Genomic DNA, 23,582 nt, shown 5'->3' with positions numbered 1-23,582 from the left:
GGGTTATTTTTAATCTCGACTGTTATTTTAAGTTTTTTTTCAAGTTTAATTGGAGGTTACATTTCAGATCGTTTTCAACGGAAGAAAGTTTTATTGTTAACTTCTTCTTCTAGTGCTGTAATGTTTTTATTAATGACCTTAAGTTTATATCCTACAGATAAGTTGATTTGGTTATTTGCAATTGCTTATGTAGGTTTTGTAATATCTAGTAGTCTTGGTCGTCCATCCATGCACGCTATAATAATAGATTCAACTACACCAGAAAATCGAAAGGCTGTTTATACAATTGACTATTGGCTTATGAATCTTTCGATGGCAATTGGTGCTGCATTAGGTGGTTTTTTATACATGAATCACCAAAAAGAGTTATTTATATTACTAACTTTGGTTTCTGCTACACTACCAATTATCTATAAATTGCGGTTAGTTGCTGAATTTAATAATTTCTTAGAACCAAAACATGAAAATATAGTATTGGATCTAATCCAAAACTATAAAATTGCTATTCAAGATGTAGCATTTTTAAAAGTTGTAATAGGATCTACATGCATATTTGCGGCAGAGTTCTCTTTAAATAGCTATATAGGTATACGACTTTCAGAAACATTTAATACAATAAACGTTGGGAACTTTGAAATAGTAGGAGTAAGGATGCTGAGTATTCTTAACATACAGAATATGCTTTTAGTGGTATGTTTGACGTTTATTGTGAATAAATTTACAGATCGTTTAAGTGGAAAGAAGGCGTTACTCTTAGGTCTGGTTCTCTATGGTGTAGGATATGTAACAGTAACATCTGCAAACACTTGGTACGTACTTATTATTTTTAATTTTATAGCTACTGTTGGTGAACTTGTCTACTCGCCTGTCAGAAATGCAGAACAAGCTAATATGATCCCGGCTGATAAAAGAGGATCTTATTCAGCTTTTGCAGGTCTATCAGATATTGGTGCTGACCTGATTGCAAGAATTACCATTATTGTTGGTGCTTTCTTGATTCCTACGATAATGTCCGTTTACATTGGAATCATTGTGATAATTGGCACATTCCTCTTATACACTGGATTGTTTATTAGAAAAGATATTCAGTCTAAAGAAATATTGAAGAAAATGTCATCATAATATAATACTTTAATAGTTATAATGGAAACAATGATAAAGTGAGGTACGGGAAATGAGTAAAATTATTTTTAATGAAATACAAATGAACAACTAGAGAAGAATGAAAATGTCGTGAAGGTATAGGAACGTTCTATTATCTATTGTTCTGATTTTAAAATAAAAGCTGTGAAAGAAAACCGAGGAAACTGTCTAGATAATGCCTCAATGGAATCCTTTTTTGGTCATATGAAAGATGAATTAGACTATAAGTGTTGTCAAACGTTTCAATCTCTTCAACTAGTAATCGAGAATTATATACAAGATTATAATTATGATCGTTATCAATGGCCTCTCAAAAAGATGGTTCCGGTACAATACCGGAACCATCTTTTAAGTGCTTAATTTTTAAAGGTCTTTTTATTAAACTGTCCATTTTATAGGGTACAGTTCATATATTGGTTCTCCTCTTTTTTATGAAATCTTATCTTCTATAAATAGGCAATGTATGTTTCCCTTGAATTAAGTTCCACTCATCCGAACTTCTTAGAAGTTTAATATTTAACAATGCTTTGTCATCTAAGATTTCAATATCAATTTGCCCTTTTTTACCAAATTGATCAAAAATTAAAGTTGCTTTATTATTTTTGAATGTTACAGTACCGTCTATATATGCTATATCTTCAGCGTTATCGGAATAAGAAGATACACCGACAACTGCTTCGTTTTCAGAAATAGGACTAATCTTCATCATTGTGAAAGCTGGGCCGATATACGGTGGTTTCGTCGGTAGTTCTTGTTCTGACCATGTTCCTTGAACGTTGTATAGAATAGAAGTTGGTTTTGCATCAGGATTCCATGCACCGTCTTTATCGAGATAGTACCATTGTAATCGATCGTCGACAAACCATCCAGTTTTCATTGCACCGCTTTTATCAAGGAAGTACCATTTGTTTTGGTCGAGTACCCAACCCGTTTGCATAATACCCTTTGCATTTAAAAAGTACCATTTGTTTTGATCAAGAACCCATCCAGTGTGCATAGCGCCATCTTTATTTAAGTAGTACCATTCATATGGTGAGCTTTGATGCCATCCAGTTTTCATGACACCATTTTTTCCAAGAAAATACGATTTCCCACTGTCGGAAACCCATCCATACTGCATAGCACCGTTTTTATTGAAGAAGTACCACTTTTCATCTTGGTTTAGCCATCCAGTGTGCATAGCGCCATCTTTATTTAAAAAATACCAATGTGGTCCTTCTTGATACCATCCAGTTTTCATGACACCATTTTTTTCAAGGAAATACCAATTGTTATTTGTGTTTACCCATCCTGTTTCCATTTTTCCATTTATGTAGTAATACCATGCATGTTGTTTTTGTACCCAACCCGTTATTGGAGTAGACTGTTTATTTGTTTCTGCATAAACATGAGGTTGTATTCCGCTAAACAATATACCTGCAACAAATAACATACTAACGATTTGTTTTTTCATAATAATCTGCTCCTTTTTTAGAAAAATGCCTTTCTCTACTACTAATATATCTGAATAATAAAACAAATTCAATACTTTTATTACGAATGTGTTACAAAGATGTTACGAAAGTATCAGAATCATTTCTTTCTGTAAGGGTCTTATTCCTTATTATCTGTTAATAAGGAATAAAATCACTATTATCATTAGTATGCAAAGGAGTTTTAAAATCCTTCTTGCTAGCTGTTTCTTTTCCATTCTATTATAGAAGGAAGAAATTCGTAAAAATTAGCAATGTGGTTTTGATTCTCTAGCATTTTTCATAGGATGCTAGAAAATTTTTTTGTTAGATATTTTAAAAATGTAAGTGTATATTCTGTAAAGAAAAAGAGGAGAAATGTAATGAAGCGAATGATTGCATCAATATGTGTAGCAGGAAGCTTATTAATAGCACCTATACAAAGTTTTGCAGGAGTAAATACAGGTGGAAATCAGCAAATTATCGTAAAAGATGGCTGGGTGTTTGAACAAAACAATTGGTATTACTATGTGAATAATGTGCCGGCAAGCGGATGGAAAAAGATTCAAGGAACGTGGTATTACTTTGAGAGTAATGGCGTAATGAAAACAGATTGGTATTTTGATGGAACGAATTGGTTTTATATGAATAGCAATGGTGGAATGGAGACAGGATGGAAAAAGGTTCAGGGAACATGGTATTACTTTGAGAGTAATGGCGTAATGAAAACAGATTGGTATTTTGACGGAATGAATTGGTTTTATATGAATAGCAATGGTGGAATGGAGATTGGTTGGAATAAAATAGGCGGGGCATTGTATTACTTTGAGAATAGCGGTGTATGGGTTGCAAGCAATGATGCTGACTATTTATATACAATAGGAGAAAATCAACAGCTTATTCTTGTGACGGCAAATGATTATGGAACTAGTAAGGCAGAAATTCAAACATTCGAGAAGCGAAATAATAAATGGTATCCAGTGTATGCTGCTATGCAAGGATATATTGGACGTAATGGATTTGCTTATACAATGGCAGAAGGAGGAAAAAGTTCTCCGCGCGGTAAATATACAATTGGAACAGCTTTTGGTCGCTACGGTAATCCAGGAACAAAACTACCATATCGACAAATTACATCAAATGATGTTTGGGTGGATGATTCTAATTCATCTTTATATAACACGTGGCAGCAAAAACCAGCAAATGGCCGTTGGAGCAGTGCCGAAAATATGAATATTCCTCAATATGATTATGGGTTTGTGATTAACTATAATACAGAACGAATAGTTGGAGCTGGCTCGGCGATTTTCTTCCATATTTCAGATATGTATACATACGGTTGCACAGCAACATCTCGGGAAAATGTTCTTTCTGTTTTAAGATGGTTAAATCCTGCTAAAAGTCCTGTGATTGTACAAACACCGGAGAGTGAACTGAAATATTATTAAACGAAAGAAAGAGTCCGTCAGTGGGGGACTTACTGCCCACGAATAGCGGGGATTAAAGAGTGATATAAAAAAGAAGGTGGTACGATGATATGATCCCCTTATTGTAGACAGTAAAAAGAAAGCACATTAATCTGTTTACTATGAAGGGGATTTTTCTATGGGCAAAATTAGTGTTTATTTAGGAAAAAGAATTTTTATTAAAATAAAGTTTTAGACCAGAAAGTTAATTTGAAATTTTGATAATGAAATGTTATGTAGGCTTCATGTATATACGGGATCTAATAGTTTTATGTATCTTAAGTTGGTGTTATATTCAAGCAAAAAACGAGTAAGGAGACAGAACTATGGATAAGCAAGTTGTTATTGAGGAGCATACACCAGAATGGGCACTACAATTTAAAGAAGAGCAAAGGATTCTAAACAATATAAAGGTGTTTTCACATATGGAAAACACCTTTTCAAGCTAATTGAAACTACCAGCTAGCCACCTCAACATCCGCTTTTAACCATTTTTCCCAAAGAGGATCTTCTATTTTAAGTAAGCTTAATGAAGTGCCTTGCATGTCTAAGGAGGTTAGATGGGTTCCGACTTTGACAAATCGAATATCTAATCCTTCAAGCTCACACAAACGGCGAATATCATTTGCGAAGATATACTGTTCCATTAATGGAGTAGCACCTAATCCATTAATCAAGATGGCAAACTTATCACCTTTTTTCCAGCGGTAAATACTTTTGAGCTTATTCATAAGCTCGATTGCCAATTTTTCAGAAGAAGATAATACTTCTTTTCGGTATCCTTTCTCTCCATGGATGCCGACTCCGTAAAAGACTTCATTGTCTTGTAAGGTAAAAGAAGCCTTTCCTTGGATAGGGTCGGTTGCTGGAGAGAGCGCAACTCCTAATGTATGCAGATTCCGAATAACAGAATGGCCGATGCCTGTTAATTGTTGTAATGAATAGCCCTCAAGTGCGGCTGCTCCGAGTATTTTATGAACGAAAACCGTACCAGCTACTCCTCGTCTTCTTTTATTAAAGGAAGCATCATCTTCAATGGAAACATCGTCATTCACAATTACATGATCAACAAGTCTTCCTTCTTCTTTTGCTAAAGATTCAGCAGTTAAAAAGCTTTCCACGTCAGCTTGAAAGTTTTTAATGATTAATAGGACGCCCTTCTCTTTGGGTACTAAGCGAATAGCCGCTAATAATTGTTCTGGTGTAGGAGGGGTGAAAATTTCTCCATTGACTGCCGCTGAAAGCATGCCTTTTCCGACATAACCAACATCAGCTGGTTCATGCCCGCTACCGCCGCCACTTATAATGGAAACATCTTGCCCAATTTCGGCAAGGTCTTTCTGATAAATGATGTTGTGTTCTCGGTTATAAGATATTCTATCGTTATGTTCAAAATAAAAACCATATAACATATCTTGAACAATATTTTGAACATCATTCATAATTTTTTTCATTGTTTTTCCACCTTATGATTTGTTTGCTGATTGCTTTAGTAAAAGGACTAATTGGTTGTTTATCATATTTTTCATCATCGAAGACATGATAGACGGATCAATAGCGCAATGATTCTCAATCCAATCTTTTATTGTCCCAACAAATCCGTGGCTATAAAAAGAGGCCAGTGTATCTTTTTTCACCGCAGAAATTGCTAATTTACAGCCAATTAATAGTTCATCGATGATTTTGAGATATAAGTTTTTCGTATGTTCAAAGAGATAATAATTAAATGAATTTTGCTCGATTACTTTAAATGCATTTCGGTAGAAGCATTGGTTTTGGTAAAAGTAATCAAATAATAGGTCGAAAATATTTTCCCATTTTTCATAATCAAGAAAGTCTATAATATTCTCTTTTGTTTCTTCTTTATAAATCCAACTTAACAATTCAAATTTATCTTTAAAGTGATAATAAAAAGTTTGCCTGCGCATCTGACAATTTAACATAATGTCACTCACGGATATTTTATGGAAAGGTTCAGTTTCCATTAATTTTTTTAATGAGTTGGCTATGATTTTTTTTGAAATGATAGAAGAGGTCATTATAATCATCCCTACAGCTTTATTCGTTTTTAATAATTAACATCCTACCTATAAATGAAGTGGGTGTCTTTAGACAAATCGTTCATTTTGTCCGTTTACCATAAAACGCTTTCATTTTACTATAGTTAATAAGAATGCGCTTTCAAATATATCATAATTCAGAAGAGAATGTACCGTGGCAGGAATTTCCTATGAATTAATAAAATTATGGAAGTGTGGATACGAATTGGTTTGCGAAGCATGTAACAAAACTTATAGAGGAGGAATAACAAATGAAAAAAATTATAAATAAACCTGAAACTCTCGTTATGGAGATGTGCAATGGGATGGTTATGGCTCATCCGGAACTCGAGTTATTAAAAAAGTATAAGGTCATTAAGAAAAAAGAAATGAACGAAAATAAGGTAACTTTAATCAGCGGTGGCGGTAGTGGACATGAACCGGCACATGCGGGGTTAGTAGGAAAAGGAATGCTGGATGCTGCGGTATGCGGAGACGTATTTGCTTCTCCCACGCAAATACAGGTATATCAGGCAATTAAGGCAACAGCTAGTAAAAAAGGTACGCTACTAATTATTAAGAATTACAGTGGAGATATCATGAACTTTAAAAATGGTGCGCACTTAGCTACGGAGGATGGCATTCAAGTAGAATATGTCCGCGTAGATGATGATATTGCGGTAGAAGATAGTCTTTATACAGTAGGGCGCCGCGGTGTTGCAGGAGTTGTGTTGGTACATAAAATAGCCGGTGCAGCAGCGGAAGAAGGTATGGATTTGATGCAGGTGAAAGCTGTAGCGGAAAAAGCAGCGGCAAATGTTCGAACAATTGGTCTCGCATTAACTTCCTGCACGGTTCCGGCGAGTGGATCACCTACTTTCAAATTAGGTGAAGATGAAATGGAATATGGCGTTGGCATTCATGGAGAGCCAGGCAGAAAACGTGAAAAAATTGCGACTGCAGACGAATTGGCTTTACGCATGACAAATGACCTTGTGAAAGATTTAGAACTAGATGAAGATGCTGAAATTGCTGTTCTAGTAAATGGATTTGGCGGTACACCGCTTCAAGAACTGTATCTGTTTAACAATGCAGTTACGAGAGAGTTAAGTAAAAGAAATATACGAATCAATAGAACGTTTGTCGGTAATTATATGACGAGTATCGATATGGCTGGAATTTCTCTAACAGTGATGAAACTAGACGATGAGCTGAAGACATTGCTATCGAAAGAATGTAATACACCTGCGTTTAAAGTAGATGGACCAATTGAGAGTGTAGAATACGTTGATATTGCGGAGCACGAAGAAGAGAAGCCTGTTTTCTTTGAGACGGAAACAGCGGAAGAACATGCGATCATTAAAAATGAGGTAATCACATTAAATAATATGATTTATCTTATAGATAAAATGAGCGAAGTTATTATTAAGAACGAAGTGCCATTCTGCGAATTGGATACGCATGCAGGTGATGGTGATTTTGGAATGAGCGTTGCGAAAGGATTTAAACAATTAAAGCGTGAATGGAGCTCGATTTTAGATCAAGAACGTTTAAATATAGGGACTTTCCTTGATTCGTGCTCTATGGTGATTATGGAACATTGCGGAGGAGCTTCTGGTCCAATTTGGGGTGGAGCTTTCCGAGCTGCAGGTAAGGCGATGGAAGGGAAAATGGAATTAACAGTTGGAGAGTTTGCTGAAATGTTGCAAGCTGCACTTCATGGTATACAGTCTATCGGTGAGCGCTCTTTCGGAAGAGGAGCAGAAGTAGGCGATAAGACGCTTGTAGATGCGCTTGTACCTTGTGTCAATTCTTGGTCAGAAAGTGCTGCAGCTGGCGTGGACTTTAAGACTGCTTTTGAAAAAGGAGCAGAGGCTGCCGTTAAGGGAGCAGAATATACAAAAGAAATCGTCGCTCGAATGGGCCGCGCTGGTACGGTTGGTGAAAGAAGCTTAGGTTATCCTGATGCTGGTGCCTTTGCATTAGGGATTATATTTACGGAGCTTTCTCGCAGCCTAAAATAATGGCAGTTTGGTGTTTCTGGATACTGGAAACTCTCAATTGTGTAGGTGAATAGAAGGAAAATAAGAAAGAGGAAAAGTCCGATAAAAAAGGTACCTTATGAAGCAGCAGGTACCTTTTTTGTTTTTATATTGTCTCATTCAAACTAAACGTTTTGTAATTTCTTCTCCAACAGAACCCGTTAGAAATATATACATGAATAACTACATATAAACTCCGTATCCCTCTAGATAAACTACTGAATATCTCCATACAGACTCCAGATAGCGTATATAGAATAAAAGCTATCAAGGAGGTTAGAAAAAATGAATTTTATAAAGTGAAACTTTAATCAGTGGGGGTTTTCTTCATCCCCCACTGATTATTAGTTGAACGAATCGGGCTTTTACGGGCAGTTGATCCCCCACCTAACTTCTTTGCTTTCGCTGAATTTTGAGGTGGGGGTCTTACTGCCCGTTAATGCGGGATAAAACGAGCAATTCTCAGTATGAAAAAACGAAAAGAAACATCATTCATTTTGGTGGTAATCTTTTTGATTGTTACAAATTTAGTGCTGGCAGGATTCACAATCCAGCATGCATCTCAAAAAGCAACTGATGCTGCAAGAAAAAAATTAGGGGCTGATGTTGAATTATCTCCTGATTTTATGGGCCTAATGAATAGTGGAAAAGAGGATGAATTTACTCCTCTTACAGAAAAATTAGCCAAATCAAAGTATGTTAAAAATTATAATTATCTTTTGGCATCTGGTGGAACTGCTGATGGATTCCAGTATATCGAACCATCTGGATCCGCAGAAGATAATCCTATGTCTAGTATGTTACAAGGAAACGGTAATCTATCTCTACAAGGTGTAAGAGAAAGTGGTTTGTTTGAATCGTTTAAAAATGGGAAAAGCAAAATGGTAGAAGGAGCGAGTAACAATGAATTCAGAAGGAAAAACATTATCAACAGATAACGGGTACTCCTAGTTCATTTGGGGTTCAAACATAGCAAAACTTCCTCTTGCTAGGTCATCGGGATTTCAAACTCTCCGGCATGATTCTCGTACAATAAAAGGCATTGAAACCATTCATGCCCTATACAAACAAAGGCGAAGTCTTCAAATAGACTCCGCCTTTTCGGTGTATAACGAATTACAGGAATTGTTGCATAACCATTTAACGATGCAACCCTAGATTCTCTATGTTTTGGGTAACTTTGCAACAGAACCTTTATAAAGCTATTTTGTCGCTTTTCGTCCTACTAATACCCAGTACAGAGATAAACTGAAARGGGTAACGAGTACGAGGATGAATAGGATATTACTAAACATGGAAGCATCCACATTACTTGTAATCCCTATGAAGCTTTTTCGCATTGCGGAATGGTCCATCATTGCCGCTGTGTAGGCAATTCCGATTGACATCGCGACATTAAGTGTTAAATTATAAAATCCGATTGCTGTTCCTGTTTTTTCTTTCTCAATTGTACAAATGCAAGAATCAAGTAATGGTGCATACATGAATGCAAATGAACTAGAGAATAGAACCATAGATATTACGAATACAACAACAGAAGTGTTTATAAAGAATCCGCCTAATAGTAAGCTGACGATAATGCTAGACATAGCGAGTGTAATACATTGCTTGCTTCCCATAACTTTTGCAACTTTTCCAGAAAGAGCTCCGACTATAGTAGCTGCTATATAGCCTGGAATCAATAGTAGGGAAATGGTATCTAGCTGTAAACCATAAATCTTTTCAAGCAAGAATGGGAATAAGAAAATGTATGCTAACTGTACAGAGTAAATTACAAAAGCAACGCCAAGCAATGAGATAAACTGTTTATTTTGAAAGAATGAGATTCCGATAAACGCTTTTGAGTTCTTACTGATATAAGTAAGGAACAAGGCTATTGCAACAATAAACAAGAGAAGGTACATCCAATTGAAATCTGAAATATATAGTAGTAGGGATGCTGAAATGATTCCAACTAGAAATAATCCTAATACATCTACATTACTGTTTTTCGCTTCTTCCTTAGGAAGATACTTTAAAATAAAAGGAAGAGTGAAAAGTGTTACTAAAGAAAGTAAAAATAGAGTTGTCCAATGGAAATATGTTGAAACATAACCTCCAGTTAATGCACCGATAAGCTGTGAAAGAGCAAAACTGCTTGTACTTAATCCTAAAAATTTCTTTTGTTCATTTGCAGGTAAATGTTTTGTTACAAATATCACATATAAGGTTTCAGCTGATGCTAAACCGGCAGTTTGGATAATTCGTGAGATAACAACTAGTAAAAACGAGTGTTGAAAAATATACCCCATGGCTGAACCGACACATATTAAAATAATACCAATGCTAAAAAGTTTTCTGATACTAACGGAATCCGCTAAAGCTGCGTAAACCACTGCCCCAATTCCAATTACAAGGCCAGCTAGGGTTGCTTGCCAGCTAACTGTTGTCACTGAAATGTGAAAATCCTTTGCCATGTCAACAGAAATAATCTTAAACGAATTGTCAATTACCAAACATAATAGAAATAACAGTAAGGTAACGGGTACTGCTTTCTTAGCACTATATTCCTGAGTTTTCTTCATGCTCACACCTTCATTGATTGTAGACATAGCTATATTCCTCTTTTCTTGTTATTCAGGGAATTTTCTTCCTGAGTCATGATTGTCTGGCCTTTAACTACCAATTGATCCTTTTGTAAAGGATGGTTTCAGTAATTTCTACACCTTTTGTTTCATATGCGAGGCTTCCTTGTGTACAGTTGTACCGATTTTTGTTCGTTCCTTCTTATGGGGTTTAAAAAGGAACCGTTTTCATGAACAACCAAAAACATCTTACCTTTTGATTGCGCTTTCATGGTGATGCATAATAACTCCTTGAACTATATAATATTGTCTGGTTATTTAAAAACTTGTATGCACCCGAATATTGAAAAGGATATCATGCCTTTCCTTCTTATGATGCTTACAAGGAAGCATTTTCATGAACACCAAAAACATCTTACCTTTTGATTACGCTTTCATGACGATGCATGATGACTCTTTGAGATATACAATATTGTATAGTTGTCTAAAAACTTGTATACATCTGAACAATGAAAAGGATATCATACCTTTCCTTTGCTCACAACCCATCTTTCTTTTGGAATTTGTCTTTTTTGTTACAAAAAAATCGCCCACCCATTATAATTGTAAGTAACCACACAAACAAAAAATAGATTACTAGTGAGTTCAGAAAAACCTATTCGAAAGGTCACCTTTGAACAATTAGCACAAGTGGTAAAACAAGTAGAAAAACAGGTGGAACAAGCGAAAACGGAAGTAGAACAGGAACAAGATAAGGGAGCAAAAAAAGAGAAAAAGAAAGTGTATCAAGAGAAACGAAAAATACATAAGAAACTGAAAGAAGACTATTTACCACGACTACAAAAATATGAGTCACATCAAGAGACTTTCGGTGATCGTAATAGCTTCTCGAAGACAGATCCAGATGCCACGTTTATGAGAATGAAAGAAGACCACATGAAAAACGGTCAACTGAAAGCTGGATATAATGTGCAAGTAGGAACAGAAAATCAGTTTATTGTAGGATACTCTCTTCACCAAATTCCGACAGATACACGTTGTTTCATACCGCATTTGGAGAAATTAAAAGAAGCACTTGTTTGAGGGCAAAACTTCCAAAACAACAAAACCCACGGAGAAAATTTATTTTCTCCGTGGGTTTTAGTCATTTAAAAGAACCTTTGAGGCAGCTCCTTCTAAATTAAATATAGAACTTTATCGCTTATAGCTCTCCACGAATGGAAATTTCTAAGAGATAATGGATTGTTCATTCGATTATTTAGATGCTTTAATCCTAATTTGACTAAATTCTATTGGTATATAGTATTTATTATAAACCACAGGGTATTTGTCGCTGATATATACACTTTCTAAAATTAAATCAAATTCCTCCCCGTGGAAAATTTGGTATTTTAATGACGGAGTATTGGCGGAATTAGAACGTTTAATTTCAATGGTAGAGGAGTTAGCCAGTTCATATACTTTCTCCTCCAACATTTCCAATACTTGCTTCTCGTTATGTAAGTCAAGGTTCAATTTGGAAACGGCTTCTATTGGCATCATAGTAAAAGCAAAAGCTACTATCTTATCGTGATTTTTATACCAGCGTTCCAACGCAACCACTGCAGTCATCTGTTGATTTAATACTTGCATTGCATAGTCCGTTACTAGGTCAATTCGGAAATTAAGTTCGATATCATCTATTTTTTCCGTATAGCATTTATATAAGGGATTCCCCAGCTTCTCTAAGCCATCGCTACTTTCATTATGATGAAATCTTGTAATGAAATTTCCTTTTCCATGGATATTTTTAACCAATCCATCTTCTTGTAAAAGTGCCAAAGCATGTCTTAATGTCATTCTGCTCACACCAAATATTTTGGCCAATTCGGGTTCTGTTGGAAGTTGGCTGCCTAGAGGAAATGTTCCATCCATGATTAATTTATACAATTGGTCATACACAATGACGAATAGTGGTTTTTTTTGTTTATTGAGTTCATGAAGTTTATTGTTCATTTTCTTATACCCCTATAGTTTTTCAAATTCATGACGATAAATTCTATTTCTTCTCGTTTTATAGTAGTTTATTTTCTTTTTCTATTGTAGCTTACTTTTTCGCGTAAATTAATACGCTTTCAAAAATTCATTATAATTTGCACTAGGTGTATTTGTCACTCAAAATGAAGATGAACGATATTGCGGACCACATCTTCATTAATCAAGATTACGAATTTCAGTGGCTTGCGTTACATGAAGAAGAGGATGATGGGAAGGACTTCTGTTATGACCTTCGAAATCAAGCGGGTATTTTAGCAAACGGAACAGTTATCCCTTGTTGTTTAGATGGTGAGGATATTATCAATCCTGAAAATATTACCGATGCTTTATTTTCGGATATTACTGAAGGTACGGGAATAAAATGAATGAACTATTGTAATGCGAGGGGCAGTTTTATAGAAAGGGCCTTAAAATTATATATTTAGAAGATGGTTTCGGTATTGCAACGAAGCCATTTTTTTCTAGAGGATATAAGTTGTTTTTGATATATTAATAGTTGGGAAATACAAATAAGGGGTAGAGATGCAGAAATGGAATTATTTGATTATTATAAGCGGAAAGGGAAGTTTAAACTCTTTATCGGAGCCGGTATTTTTCTATTTGCGCTATGGTGTGTATATGGGACTTGGGGATTTGTGAATTGGGGACAGATTATCTTTATTGTCMTTGTTTCTTCTGTCTTTTTCGGAATTGGATTTTGGCAGGTAAGAAAAGGGAATTTGATACAAAAGAATACTGTTAAAAGTAATGTAACGTTTTGGGATGTTGATACGTTTGTCGTATTAGAATTACCTAAACGGAACAAGCAATTTGGTTTATATCATCCTGATGGGGAATATGTTGCTGGAACAAAGATCATTTCATCTAACATTCTTTTTTCAGTGATACCTTTTTTAAATAATAAAGATGTTTATGGATTAGAAACGAGTACCGGGGAAATTCTTGCATATTTTCATACTGAAGCGGACGGGTATGATTGGGTAATCTATGATTCGAATTATAACCAGATTGGTATGTTTAAGGAAAAGATGATACAAGGATTTACCATGATACGTGGTTCCTTGATGACTGATAAAGCCACAAAGTTGTCCGATGTAGAAGTCGAGTTTGATTTTATTCAAAGTACTCTCCGCACAACAGATGGACGTACATTAGCAATCGGTAAGCAAGGGTATATGCCTATAGAATGGAGCGAAAGGTTTATGGGATTAAATGTGCCTACTATTACATTAGGTTCCAATGCGTCTAAGAATGAAAAAATGCTAGGTCTAGGAGTGCTCCTCTATAGTTTATACACAATTGAGATTCGAAAAAATAGAGCGAGTGTTTAATAGGAAAAATAAAGTGAAACTTTAATCAGTGGGGGTTTTCTTCATCCCCCACTGATTATTAGTTGAACGAATCGGGCTGTTACTGTCCGTTAATGCGGGATAAACTAAAATGATTAGAGCAGAGTCCATGAAAGTGATTCTGTTCTTTTTATTTATGAACCCTTACAAAACTGTCACCTTTCTGTAAGGTTATCAGATAGTTTATTACCTTTTTTAATGTAATAATAAAGACATAAGAAATGTTAATCAAAATTATAAATTGCAGGAGAGTGTCAGTAATGATTGTAACAACAACGTCTGGAATTCAAGGGAAAGAAATTATTGAGTATGTTGATATTGTAAATGGTGAAGCAATTATGGGTGCCAATATCGTCCGCGATTTATTCGCTTCTGTGCGTGATGTTGTAGGTGGCCGTGCTGGTGCATATGAAAGTAAATTAAAAGAAGCTCGTGATATTGCAATGGAAGAAATGAAACAACTTGCGAAGCAAAAGGGAGCAAACGCAATTGTTGGCGTTGATATAGACTACGAGGTTGTTCGTGACGGAATGTTAATGGTTGCTGTAAGTGGTACTGCTGTACGTATATAAAATAAAAAAAGCATCTCATGAAATGATAGGATCATCCCCTTAGAGTAGACATACTCTAAGGGGATTTTTGTGGTTATCCCTTCTTACTAATCTAGACAGAATAACGTTTTTAACAATAATGGGTAGTAAATATTCTTAAGTTGATGGATGTGGCGGTACCTCTATATGGATCGTTTATATGGATTTTATTAAAAAAAGAGGTCCTTAAAAAATAAAAGGATCTCTTTTTTGGTTTAGGGGTATAACTAAATTGGTATATTCTCACATGTTGGAGTATATTATAAACTTCACTGTAAATTATAGTAGATTATATATATGTATTTTCATGTAATATTGCATATTTTAGATCTAAATAATCAGGAAATCATTTACATTGAAAGCGTTTTCTTTTATAATGATAATGGGTTGGATGGCACGAGTGGCTGTCATGGTATTTAGCGTAGGTGGGGCTAATACTATAAATAAAATATTATCTTTTTACCATTATTATTTTTTACATATACTGTTTTTTTACTTTAAATAATATTTATTACATGAAAGAAGAATCTCTTCATAGGATCTGAAGAGATTCTTTTGATTTTCTAGATATATTGTTGTTGATATGGTTTCATTTTAACAACAAGTAAACAATGGAGAAGTAAGGGAATGCAGTATAGATTCAATATACAAGCATTCCCTTGTTATATAGATGATTTTACTTTTTGTTGATGAAAGTATCAAACAAGTAAAAAAGCTAATCTAAAAAGTCGGTTCCTTAGTGTGCAAATTTCCGAAATATGGGTTTTATGATTTGAGTACTAATTGGGATTTTTTATATTGAGATTTCCTTAACGTTGTAAATCCGCATTTTCCTGACGTTACCCGTTTATAAAATAAACATGATCTAAACGGATGACCTATCTATGTGAAATGGCGTGAAATGACTCGGTACAAGCGTTGTCATACGGACACAATATTGTAAGGTTTTAACTAAGTTGTGTCCATATGACTATATTAACTTTAAGGCATGTTAATAAGGGATACGGTTTTACCATTCGTTAAAACTCATAACAGTATAAAAATACATTAAGGTTTGCTTTTATGGAATCAAGATAAATTTCTTTTTCATTGATACGCTCAAAGTGTTGACTGTCATAAAATCCATAGTTACATCTGTTATCTGTATATAAATATAAAGACTTTACATTCATACAGTTCATATAATCATACAAATGATTCATTAGCGCCTTACCAACTCCAAGGCCTCTTGATTCCCCTGATACAATAAATAACTGTATACACCCTTGAAAATCATCTTCTTTTTCTTGGATAAGCTCTTTATATGCATCTTGAACCTTTGCGAATTCTTTCATGAATTTTTTATTTTCCTTATTAGCCATGAATACTTTAAGCATACTATAGGTAAGACTTAGAGTATTATGAGCTTTCTTTAAACGATTTTTATCTTTTTTGGAATCGCCCAAAATAACGCCGATAATCTTATTGTCTTTTTCTGCTACTTTGTTAAATGAACTTCCTAAAATACAACTTTGCAAGTACATGTTTAATACTGAATCTAAAAATTTTTTATCCTCGATAAATTCATTGAAACCAAATGCTTCACCAATTAAAATTTTAACAGCTTCATAATCTTCTTTAACTAGGTTTCTATATATTACTTGGTACATGTTTATAAACTCCTCTTTATATATAAACTCCAATTAAAAAAACGACATAAAGACCTTTCTTTTTAGGTGGGCGAGAGCATCTGGCCATGCATAGAAGCGGTCAGGGCCTATTTTTGCCACATGCGAAGTAAAAGCAGAAATAGCAAGCGAGCGTAGGTTACTTTTTATTCTGTGTAGCAGGGATTTAGATGTCGAGAAATTAAAATGGATTTATATAGTATTTTCTTGTAAATATCTTATTATGATAATAAAGTCTCCTCTAAGGGTAGAGTCAACGGTGGTATAAGAAAAAATATAAAGGAAGTGATTATAGTGAAAAATTTATTTTCGATTGGGGAAGTTGCTAAAATAAAGGACATTACAATAAAAGCGTTACGATATTATCACAAAATGGGGATACTTATTCCAAGATATATTGATGAAACAACAGGTTATAGATATTATTCTATAGATCAATTTATTCATATAGATATCATAAAAAGCTGTCGAGAGTTAGGGACTAGTATCGTAGAACTTCAAGAGATTTTTAAGGGCTGTGATACGGATCAATTACTACAATTTTTACAATTAAAAAGAGAAGAAGCAGAAGAAAACATAAAGAAAATGCAAGAAATCATCAAAACCATTGATAGCTTACATATGAAGGTAGAGACTTCTAAAGATATAGTCAATAATGATGAGATATCTACTCAGTTCTTTGCAGAGCGGTATGTCATTGTAGCGCCATGTAAAGAAGTAGGAAGTTTACAGGAGTTACTTTCCTATTCAGATTTAGAGAAAATCATTCAAGAGAAGGAAGGAAAAATGTCAATGGAAAGAGGAATCTTCTATAACGTTAATACAGAGTGGAATGTAGAACCAAAGTATGTTTTTAGTAGATTGCAAGGGGATTCTAATATAGAAGCAGAAGAAAATATAAAAATATTACCAAAGGGAAAATATGTAACGTTATCCTATAGTAAAGAGAATGAAGAGGAACGTCGAAATAAGATCATTAACTATGTAAAAGAAAATAAGTTAAACGTTAACAGTTTCATTGAAGTGGAGTTACTTAATGATTTCTTTAATACAGAATCCTATAGTTGTCAAATTCAGATGTTTATACAGAACTAAGGTAAACACTGCTACATCACTATCCAAGTCATGTGGCGAAGCATCGGAACGGGTACCTAATTTCTTTAAGTACCAACCTTTGCTAACGAAATGCATATCATCGGTTTCTTTTTTTTATCAAAGGTTGTTGGTTTTATAACTGAAAACATCAACAAGAACATATGTTTGTTTATTGTGAGTTTAATGTTATAATTATATTAAATTAATTTAGAAAAGAGGGATTAAATTGAGTGAGGTAAAAAACATAATTAGCAATTTTAGTCATGATTCATCTTGGTTAAGCACTTTAGAAGAAATTGATGATACATTATGGTCTAAACCAATAGCCGAAGGTAAGTGGTCTGTAAGTGAGATAATAGCCCATATTATGAATTGGGATAATCATCTATTAAAGGAAGTCCTCCCATCTGTACAAAATGAAAAGGGAATGGAGTTTCCAAATTTTGATACACATAATAAAAAGGCATCAGACTATGCAAAATCAGGAATATCACAGTCAAAACTTCTTGAAGAAGCAAAAAATACAAGGGAACTACTTATAAAAGAACTTAACGAATTTCCAATCGAAAAGTTAAGCAAGTCATTAACTGCAAATGGTGTAACTCATTGTCCACATACTGGAGCACCTTACTCACTTATATATATTGTTAAGGAATTTACAGACCACGATAACCACCACAAAGGACAAATTATACATTTCTTAAGGGAAAACAATTTGGACTAATTCAAGTTGTTTCTTTGTCTTTCTCACCACGTTTTTTGTCTTTTCTATGAGCGATTTCACGATGACCTTTTAAAGATTATCGAAAGAAAGCTTCGTCGCTCACTATGATGCCTTGTAATTGATTAAAACCAAGACTTCCTAATGCGTTCAAGATTTTGTGTCTCCAATATATACGAAAACAGCCTTTATGAAAAATAAAAAAGAAGCAACGCAAAAACAAACGTTGCTTCTTTCTTGTATTAGTATTAAGCCGACTCTTTCTTCATTCTCTCAAGCAAACTAGCCAACACATGCGTACGATAGGATTCTAGTTTTTTACCTTCATAAGTACGGATACCTAATTTTTTTAGTTCTTTTACATACCAACCTTTGCTACCGAAATACATAGAATCGCTCCCCTTCAAATTTGTTTTTTTATGTGTTCTGATTGTTACTTGGAGGTACGGGAAATAGATGAAGGAAATGAATTTCGTTTGAAAATGGTTAACTTTGGTGCAAAAGACATATATACTAAGGGTAGTATATAACGAGGTGGGCACGACGTGATTATAGAGAAGCACGAAATTCAAATTGACCAAATTACGAGCGGAAAGGTGAATATATTTACTTTCTACCGAAATAGAAAGCAAATTGACGATCCGTTTTTACGATTGCAAGAGCCATCGCTTACAGCTAACTACTATTTCCATTTTCATTTGGATGCAGAGAGCCTGAGTCTTCTGCAGGAAGAGTTTCCTAGCGTATATCCGTACGACGGGAATGGAACCATTCACGACTGGACGGAAAAGATGAAAGATGAATTGCAGCGCCAAATTCAAACTGGAAAGTGGAACAGACGCGTGCGTATTGGTAACCGGATTCTAGATGTGGTATTTACGTGGTGTGATGAAGATATAGAATGAAAAAGAAGCGGATGACGCTTCTTTTTTTAGCGCTGGAATAAAACGAGTTTTCCCGCTGAAGATGTGCAGCGATGTGTGTGCTTATGCAATCCCTTTTCTTGTAAAATGGATGCTCCTTTTGATTTCGCTTCTGCTTCTGTTGCCGCCTCGAATGATTCGTCTAGCATTTTTGAACCATCTTTTTCAAAGACTGTTAGAACGTATACTCCCATGAAAATTCCCTCCAAAAATTAAAATCAGAATCTTATAACTATTTTGTCATAAATCGCTAGAATATGCAAAGAAATATATGACATAGCGTGGTAAAATAGAGTGAAACTTTTATCGGATAAAGAAAGGATCGTTTATTTGTGAAACAAGTAAAGTTTATACATGCGGCAGATTTGCATTTGGATAGTCCGTTTAAAGGGATGGAAATGAATGTGCCGTCATCTGTTTGGGAGAGAATGAAGCAAAGTACGTTTCAGTCGTTTGAGCGTATTATCGATAAAGCAATTCAAGAGCGCGTTGATTTTGTATTACTAGCAGGAGATTTATATGATGCGGAAACGAGAAGTCTTAGGGCGCAAGTGTTTGTGAGGGAGCAGATGAAGCGCCTTTCGCAGTATGAGATTCCGGTTTATATCATTCATGGTAACCACGATCATTTAGGGGGAAGCTGGGCAGCAATTGAGTTTCCTGAAAATGTTCATGTGTTTGCAGAGCCATATGTAGAAGAAAAGCCGTTTTATAAAGATGGTGAACTGCTTGCATCTATTTATGGGTTTAGTTATTTGCAGCAGGCTGTAACGGATAATATGACGGCGCAGTATGCAAAAATGAGCGATGCGCCTTTTCATATTGGCATGCTTCACGGGAGTGTGGAAGGCGATGCGGAACATAATCGCTATGCGCCGTTTCAAATTCGTGAGTTAAAAGAAAAGGGATTTGATTACTGGGCTCTTGGGCATATACATAAGCGAGAGATTTTAGCAGAGGAGCCGTATATCATTTATCCAGGCAATATACAAGGACGCCACCGGAAGGAAACAGGAGAGAAGGGGGCGTATCTTGTTGAGATAACAGAGCAGGGAACGGTGTGTTCATTTTTCGGTGCGGCGGATGTAGTTTGGGGAGAGACGGAAATTAGCATTGATGAATTGCAAACGGTTGATGACCTTATGATAGCTTGTACGGAAGTGATGAATGAATGGCGTCAGGAAGAGGAAGGAACTCTTTTGACAGTTGTATTCATCGGACAAGGACCATTATCTCCTTATTTGCGTGATGAAAAACGAGTGGAAGAGATTTTTCATATTTTAGCAGCGGGAGAAGAACGAAGAGATTTTGTGTATGTGATGAAGTGGAAGAATGAAACGGTTTCATTTGCAGAAATCCAGCGATTAAAAAAGGAGAATCATTTTGTTGGTAGTGTATTGCAAGAATTGGAATCATTTACGAATATGGATGCGGTGCTCAGGACGATTTGGACATCTCCTGTTGCGCGTAACGTGATTGAATCCTTTTCAGATGAGGAAAAAGCAGAGATTCAAAAGGAAGCGAAAAATATTATATTAGAGCAACTATTCCAGCAAGAGAGGGATAAAAAATGAAAATTGAAAAACTCCATATTTATGGTTATGGAAAATTAGAAAATGTGGAAATGGATCTTTCATTGCTGACGGTGTTGTACGGTGAAAATGAAGCAGGAAAATCAACGATTCGTTCGTTTATGAAGAGTATTTTGTTTGGGTTCCCAATAAGGGGACAAAGGCGTTATGAGCCGAAAGAAGGCGGAAAGTACGGCGGTAGGGTGACTGTTATGACGGAGCAGTATGGGAGACTCAAAATCGAGCGCTTGCCGAAAACGGCTGCCGGGGAAGTAACGGTTTACTTTGAAGATGGAAAAACAGCTGGAGAAGAAGTGTTACAGACTGTGCTGAGCGGGATGAATGAGAGCCTGTTTGATTCTATCTTTTCGTTTGATATGCACGGTCTTCAAAATATTCATCATATTGGAGAAGCTGAAATCGGAAATTATTTATTTTCGGCGAGTGCAGTTGGGAGCGATGCTCTGCTGCAGTTAGATAAAAAGTTAGAAAAAGAAATGGAGCAGCGTTTTAAGCCAAATGGTCGTAAGCCTGAGATCAATACGTCACTTCAAGAAATAAAGAAGCTCCAAGAAAAGCTTGGGGCGTGGCAAGGGAAGATTGGTACGTATGAAAAGTTAATGGGGCAGTTAAAAGAAAATGAAGGGCGTCTTGCTCATATTCGGAATGAAAAAGAGATGGCAGAAAAGCGTAAGCAAGACTATGAAGTATTGGCTGCATTGCAACCTCTTGTGATTGAAAAACATGCATATGAAAAAGCGCTAGAAGAACAGAAGAATCCGTTTCCTGTTCGAGGAGTAGAACGTTATGAAATGATAAAAGTAAAACTCGAGCCGCTCGGGGTGCAATTGGATTCCATCCAAAAAAGGATGGAAATGGTGCAAACGGAAGTGGATGGGGTAGAAGTACAAGAAGAGCTCTTGCAAAAGGATAGCTATGTAGAAGAACTTCGTATGCAGCATATGTCATATGAAAATGCACGTCAAGAAATGCGCGATATTACAGTAAGTATTGGAAATATGAAAGAAGAGATAGAAGAGCTTGAGCAGCAAATTGGTGCTACTTTTGAGAAAGAAAGTGTGCTTTCATTTGATACAAGCCTTGCAGCGAAAGAAATGATAACGCAAACTGTGCAAAAGGCAAGAGAATTAGATAATCGGAAAGAGCAGCTTGATGAGCGCTTTAAAGTGGCCCAGGAGCAATTAGAAGAACAGGAAGAGAATGTAGGGCACATTCGAAAGCAGATGTTAGCGGATGAAGAGCGACAAAAACTTGTAGAAAAGGAAAAATCGTTTCACGGTGCAGGTTTTATAGGTACTAGCAGTAAGTATGAAGAAAGAATGAAAAATGCGCAGGAAAAGAAAAAGCGTTGGCAGAAAGTTTGTTTCCTTTTGTTAGCTATTAATACAGTGATTTTGCTGACAAGTGTATTTTTAGATAACCGTGCGCTGTTATTTACGAGTGTTATCGTCTTTGTCCTAATTGTACTTGCACTTGTTTTGTATAAAGATACTTCTTCCGATGGTTTACAAGAAGAACTGCTCTCGCTGCAGCAAAGTGCAGGCGGAAGGCAAAATGAAGAGGCGCTATCCATTCGTTATCAATTAGAAAAAGATGAAGAAATCCGTAAATTATTTGAGCGAGAGTCTTATAAATTACAACAAATTGAAAGAACCTATGATAAAGGTGTTTCTGCATATGAAGAATGGGAGCGAGATACGTTTCATGTGGGAGAGCAAGTGGATACATATAATGCGCGTTATTCTTTCCCGACTTTTTATACATATGCACATGTATTGCCGGCATTTGAACGCATTGAAAAGATGCAGCAGTTATATCGTGAGGTAGGAAAGCTGGCGGAGCGAAAAGGAATATTATATGAAATGATTTCGCAGTTTGAACATAGACTAGAAAACGTTATGGAAAATACAGATTTTGATCATCTTCATATGATCAGTAATCGTATTCAAAAGGAAAAAGAAAAGAAACAAAAGAGGGAGCAGCTTTTAGGGAAGCTAGCTGATTGGAAAGAAGAACAAGCACTATTACAGCATCAAGTAGAGCAACTTACATTAGAAAGAGATGCGCTATGGAACGTGGCAGCAGCTACTGATGAAGAAACGTTTTTAGAAGCGGGCAAGCGAGCAGAAAAGCGTGAAGATGCAGAGAAGCAAGTAGAGCGGCTATCACCTCAGATTGACATGTTAGAAAAACGTTTAAAGAGCTTATCATTAGCGGAACACTATCAAGTGGAAGGGTATGAAGGAAAACTGAAGCAAGAAGCGCTTCATATACAAAAATTCCTTTCGCAAGAGAAGGAACTGACCGAGCGCATTGCGGAGCACCGTGTGGAAATTGCGAACTTAGAAGAAGGTAGTACGTACGGTGATTTACTCCATGAATGGGAAATGAAAAAGTCTCAAGTACGTGAGCAAGTGAAGAAGTGGGCGGCGTATGCAGCGGCAAAAACAGTATTAACAAAAACGAAGCAATACTATCATGAAGTGCAGCTGCCGCGCATTTTACAAAAGGCCGAGGAGTATTTTGTATATTTAACAGGTGGTCAGTATAGTAAGATTTTTTCACCATCAGAAACAGAGCCGTTTATTGTAGAACGGAGTGATGGTATTCGTTTTTATAGTCATGAACTCAGTCAAGCGACAGCGGAACAGCTCTATTTATCATTGCGCTTTGCGTTAGCGCGGACGTTTGAGCATGATTATCCATTTATTATTGATGACAGCTTTGTGCATTTTGATGCACTACGAACAAAACGAACAACCCAGTTAATAAAAGAAATTGCGAAGGATAGACAAGTGATTTTCTTTACATGTCATGCCCATCTATTATCATTCTTTGCGGAAAAACAGATTATAAAATTAACACATGAGCGTAAAGAAAATAAGGTGTAATGTGCTATACTA

Annotated in this window: 19 protein-coding genes and 5 pseudogenes; 15 read left to right on the top strand and 9 right to left on the bottom strand. The window is 35.6% G+C overall.

What is annotated here, in order from left to right; translation table 11 throughout:
- The coding region (locus tag AC1DIT_RS11500) for an MDR family MFS transporter (protein WP_476998198.1) at positions 1-1,122 on the top strand (1,122 nt) is incomplete at its 5' end.
- A 177-nt stretch (positions 1,123-1,299) separates the two neighbouring features.
- Positions 1,300-1,503 (top strand): annotated as a pseudogene (locus tag AC1DIT_RS11495) (IS3 family transposase); the annotation flags it as partial.
- Between the two features lie 79 nt (positions 1,504-1,582).
- Here the strand turns inward: AC1DIT_RS11495 and AC1DIT_RS11490 are convergent.
- The gene (locus tag AC1DIT_RS11490; protein ID WP_016113603.1) at positions 1,583-2,596 is read right to left on the bottom strand and encodes a PspC-like choline-binding domain-containing protein; all 1,014 of its coding nucleotides are present in this window, start codon (positions 2,594-2,596) and stop codon (positions 1,583-1,585) included.
- Between the two features lie 381 nt (positions 2,597-2,977).
- Here AC1DIT_RS11490 and AC1DIT_RS11485 point away from each other — a divergent pair, with 381 nt between their 5' ends.
- The gene (locus AC1DIT_RS11485) at positions 2,978-4,042 is read left to right on the top strand and encodes a hypothetical protein (protein WP_016113604.1); all 1,065 of its coding nucleotides are present in this window, start codon (positions 2,978-2,980) and stop codon (positions 4,040-4,042) included.
- 344 nt (positions 4,043-4,386) lie between these two features.
- The gene (locus tag AC1DIT_RS11480; RefSeq protein WP_003205188.1) at positions 4,387-4,509 is read left to right on the top strand and encodes a hypothetical protein; all 123 of its coding nucleotides are present in this window, start codon (positions 4,387-4,389) and stop codon (positions 4,507-4,509) included.
- Positions 4,510-4,515: 6 nt separating this feature from the next.
- Here the strand turns inward: AC1DIT_RS11480 and dhaQ are convergent, their stop codons facing one another.
- Together dhaQ and dhaS are read right to left on the bottom strand one after the other, a co-directional pair.
- A complete protein-coding gene (dhaQ, locus tag AC1DIT_RS11475; RefSeq protein ID WP_016113605.1) occupies positions 4,516-5,514 on the bottom strand; it encodes a DhaKLM operon coactivator DhaQ in 999 nt (332 codons plus the stop codon).
- Positions 5,515-5,526: 12 nt separating this feature from the next.
- On the bottom strand, positions 5,527-6,099 hold the full coding sequence (gene dhaS / locus AC1DIT_RS11470; protein ID WP_016113606.1) for a dihydroxyacetone kinase transcriptional activator DhaS: 573 nt from the start codon (positions 6,097-6,099) through the stop codon (positions 5,527-5,529).
- A 272-nt stretch (positions 6,100-6,371) separates the two neighbouring features.
- Here dhaS and dhaK point away from each other — a divergent pair, with 272 nt between their 5' ends.
- Complete coding sequence (gene dhaK, locus AC1DIT_RS11465; RefSeq protein WP_016132549.1) at positions 6,372-8,123, top strand: dihydroxyacetone kinase subunit DhaK; 1,752 nt, start codon at positions 6,372-6,374, stop codon at positions 8,121-8,123.
- A gap of 485 nt (positions 8,124-8,608) precedes the next feature.
- Positions 8,609-8,777, top strand: a pseudogene (locus AC1DIT_RS11460) (ABC transporter permease); the annotation flags it as partial.
- A gap of 566 nt (positions 8,778-9,343) precedes the next feature.
- Here AC1DIT_RS11460 and AC1DIT_RS11455 read toward each other — a convergent pair.
- Positions 9,344-10,732, bottom strand: a complete 1,389-nt coding sequence (locus tag AC1DIT_RS11455) for an MFS transporter (RefSeq protein ID WP_476998197.1) — start codon at positions 10,730-10,732, stop codon at positions 9,344-9,346.
- Positions 10,733-11,509: 777 nt separating this feature from the next.
- Between AC1DIT_RS11455 and AC1DIT_RS11450 the strand changes: the two are divergent.
- Positions 11,510-11,708 (top strand): annotated as a pseudogene (locus AC1DIT_RS11450) (IS5/IS1182 family transposase); the annotation flags it as partial.
- A 251-nt stretch (positions 11,709-11,959) separates the two neighbouring features.
- Here the strand turns inward: AC1DIT_RS11450 and AC1DIT_RS11445 are convergent.
- Positions 11,960-12,700, bottom strand: a complete 741-nt coding sequence (locus AC1DIT_RS11445; RefSeq protein ID WP_016113611.1) for a GntR family transcriptional regulator — start codon at positions 12,698-12,700, stop codon at positions 11,960-11,962.
- A 179-nt stretch (positions 12,701-12,879) separates the two neighbouring features.
- Between AC1DIT_RS11445 and AC1DIT_RS11440 the strand changes: the two are divergent.
- The 3 genes and pseudogenes from AC1DIT_RS11440 to AC1DIT_RS11430 all read left to right on the top strand — a co-directional run.
- Positions 12,880-13,089, top strand: a pseudogene (locus AC1DIT_RS11440) (SPASM domain-containing protein); the annotation flags it as partial.
- Between the two features lie 183 nt (positions 13,090-13,272).
- Positions 13,273-14,073 (top strand): ABC transporter ATP-binding protein, encoded by an 801-nt coding sequence (locus AC1DIT_RS11435; RefSeq protein ID WP_476998196.1) that lies wholly within the window; start codon positions 13,273-13,275, stop codon positions 14,071-14,073.
- 278 nt (positions 14,074-14,351) lie between these two features.
- Positions 14,352-14,663, top strand: a complete 312-nt coding sequence (locus tag AC1DIT_RS11430) for a heavy metal-binding domain-containing protein (protein ID WP_016113614.1) — start codon at positions 14,352-14,354, stop codon at positions 14,661-14,663.
- A 1,037-nt stretch (positions 14,664-15,700) separates the two neighbouring features.
- On the opposite strand, the gene AC1DIT_RS11425 is transcribed toward AC1DIT_RS11430, so the two are convergent.
- The gene (locus AC1DIT_RS11425) at positions 15,701-16,330 is read right to left on the bottom strand and encodes a GNAT family N-acetyltransferase (RefSeq protein WP_016113615.1); all 630 of its coding nucleotides are present in this window, start codon (positions 16,328-16,330) and stop codon (positions 15,701-15,703) included.
- A gap of 282 nt (positions 16,331-16,612) precedes the next feature.
- Here AC1DIT_RS11425 and AC1DIT_RS11420 point away from each other — a divergent pair, with 282 nt between their 5' ends.
- On the top strand, positions 16,613-17,443 hold the full coding sequence (locus tag AC1DIT_RS11420; RefSeq protein WP_077295565.1) for a MerR family transcriptional regulator: 831 nt from the start codon (positions 16,613-16,615) through the stop codon (positions 17,441-17,443).
- A gap of 226 nt (positions 17,444-17,669) precedes the next feature.
- Entirely contained in the window at positions 17,670-18,167 is a 498-nt protein-coding gene (locus AC1DIT_RS11415) for a DinB family protein (protein ID WP_016113617.1), read from the top strand.
- A gap of 10 nt (positions 18,168-18,177) precedes the next feature.
- Here AC1DIT_RS11415 and AC1DIT_RS11410 read toward each other — a convergent pair.
- A pseudogene (locus AC1DIT_RS11410) lies at positions 18,178-18,336 on the bottom strand (IS1595 family transposase); the annotation flags it as partial.
- A 76-nt stretch (positions 18,337-18,412) separates the two neighbouring features.
- Complete coding sequence (locus tag AC1DIT_RS11405; protein WP_016113618.1) at positions 18,413-18,553, bottom strand: YflJ family protein; 141 nt, start codon at positions 18,551-18,553, stop codon at positions 18,413-18,415.
- Between the two features lie 156 nt (positions 18,554-18,709).
- Here AC1DIT_RS11405 and AC1DIT_RS11400 point away from each other — a divergent pair, with 156 nt between their 5' ends.
- On the top strand, positions 18,710-19,069 hold the full coding sequence (locus tag AC1DIT_RS11400; protein ID WP_016113619.1) for a hypothetical protein: 360 nt from the start codon (positions 18,710-18,712) through the stop codon (positions 19,067-19,069).
- Positions 19,070-19,095: 26 nt separating this feature from the next.
- Here AC1DIT_RS11400 and AC1DIT_RS11395 read toward each other — a convergent pair whose 3' ends face one another.
- Entirely contained in the window at positions 19,096-19,281 is a 186-nt protein-coding gene (locus AC1DIT_RS11395; protein ID WP_003195690.1) for a YhzD family protein, read from the bottom strand.
- 138 nt (positions 19,282-19,419) lie between these two features.
- Between AC1DIT_RS11395 and AC1DIT_RS11390 the strand changes: the two genes are divergently transcribed.
- A complete protein-coding gene (locus AC1DIT_RS11390; RefSeq protein ID WP_016132550.1) occupies positions 19,420-20,661 on the top strand; it encodes a metallophosphoesterase family protein in 1,242 nt (413 codons plus the stop codon).
- The gene (locus AC1DIT_RS11385; RefSeq protein ID WP_016113621.1) at positions 20,658-23,570 is read left to right on the top strand and encodes an ATP-binding protein; all 2,913 of its coding nucleotides are present in this window, start codon (positions 20,658-20,660) and stop codon (positions 23,568-23,570) included. The genes AC1DIT_RS11390 and AC1DIT_RS11385 overlap by 4 nt, the downstream gene beginning before the upstream one ends.
- Positions 23,571-23,582 lie beyond the last annotated feature (12 nt).

It is taken from the genome of Bacillus sp. 05T22 (assembly GCF_056396765.1).
The sequence above is the reverse complement of the archived record's forward strand: the minus strand, read 5'-3'. Positions and strand labels throughout refer to the sequence as shown.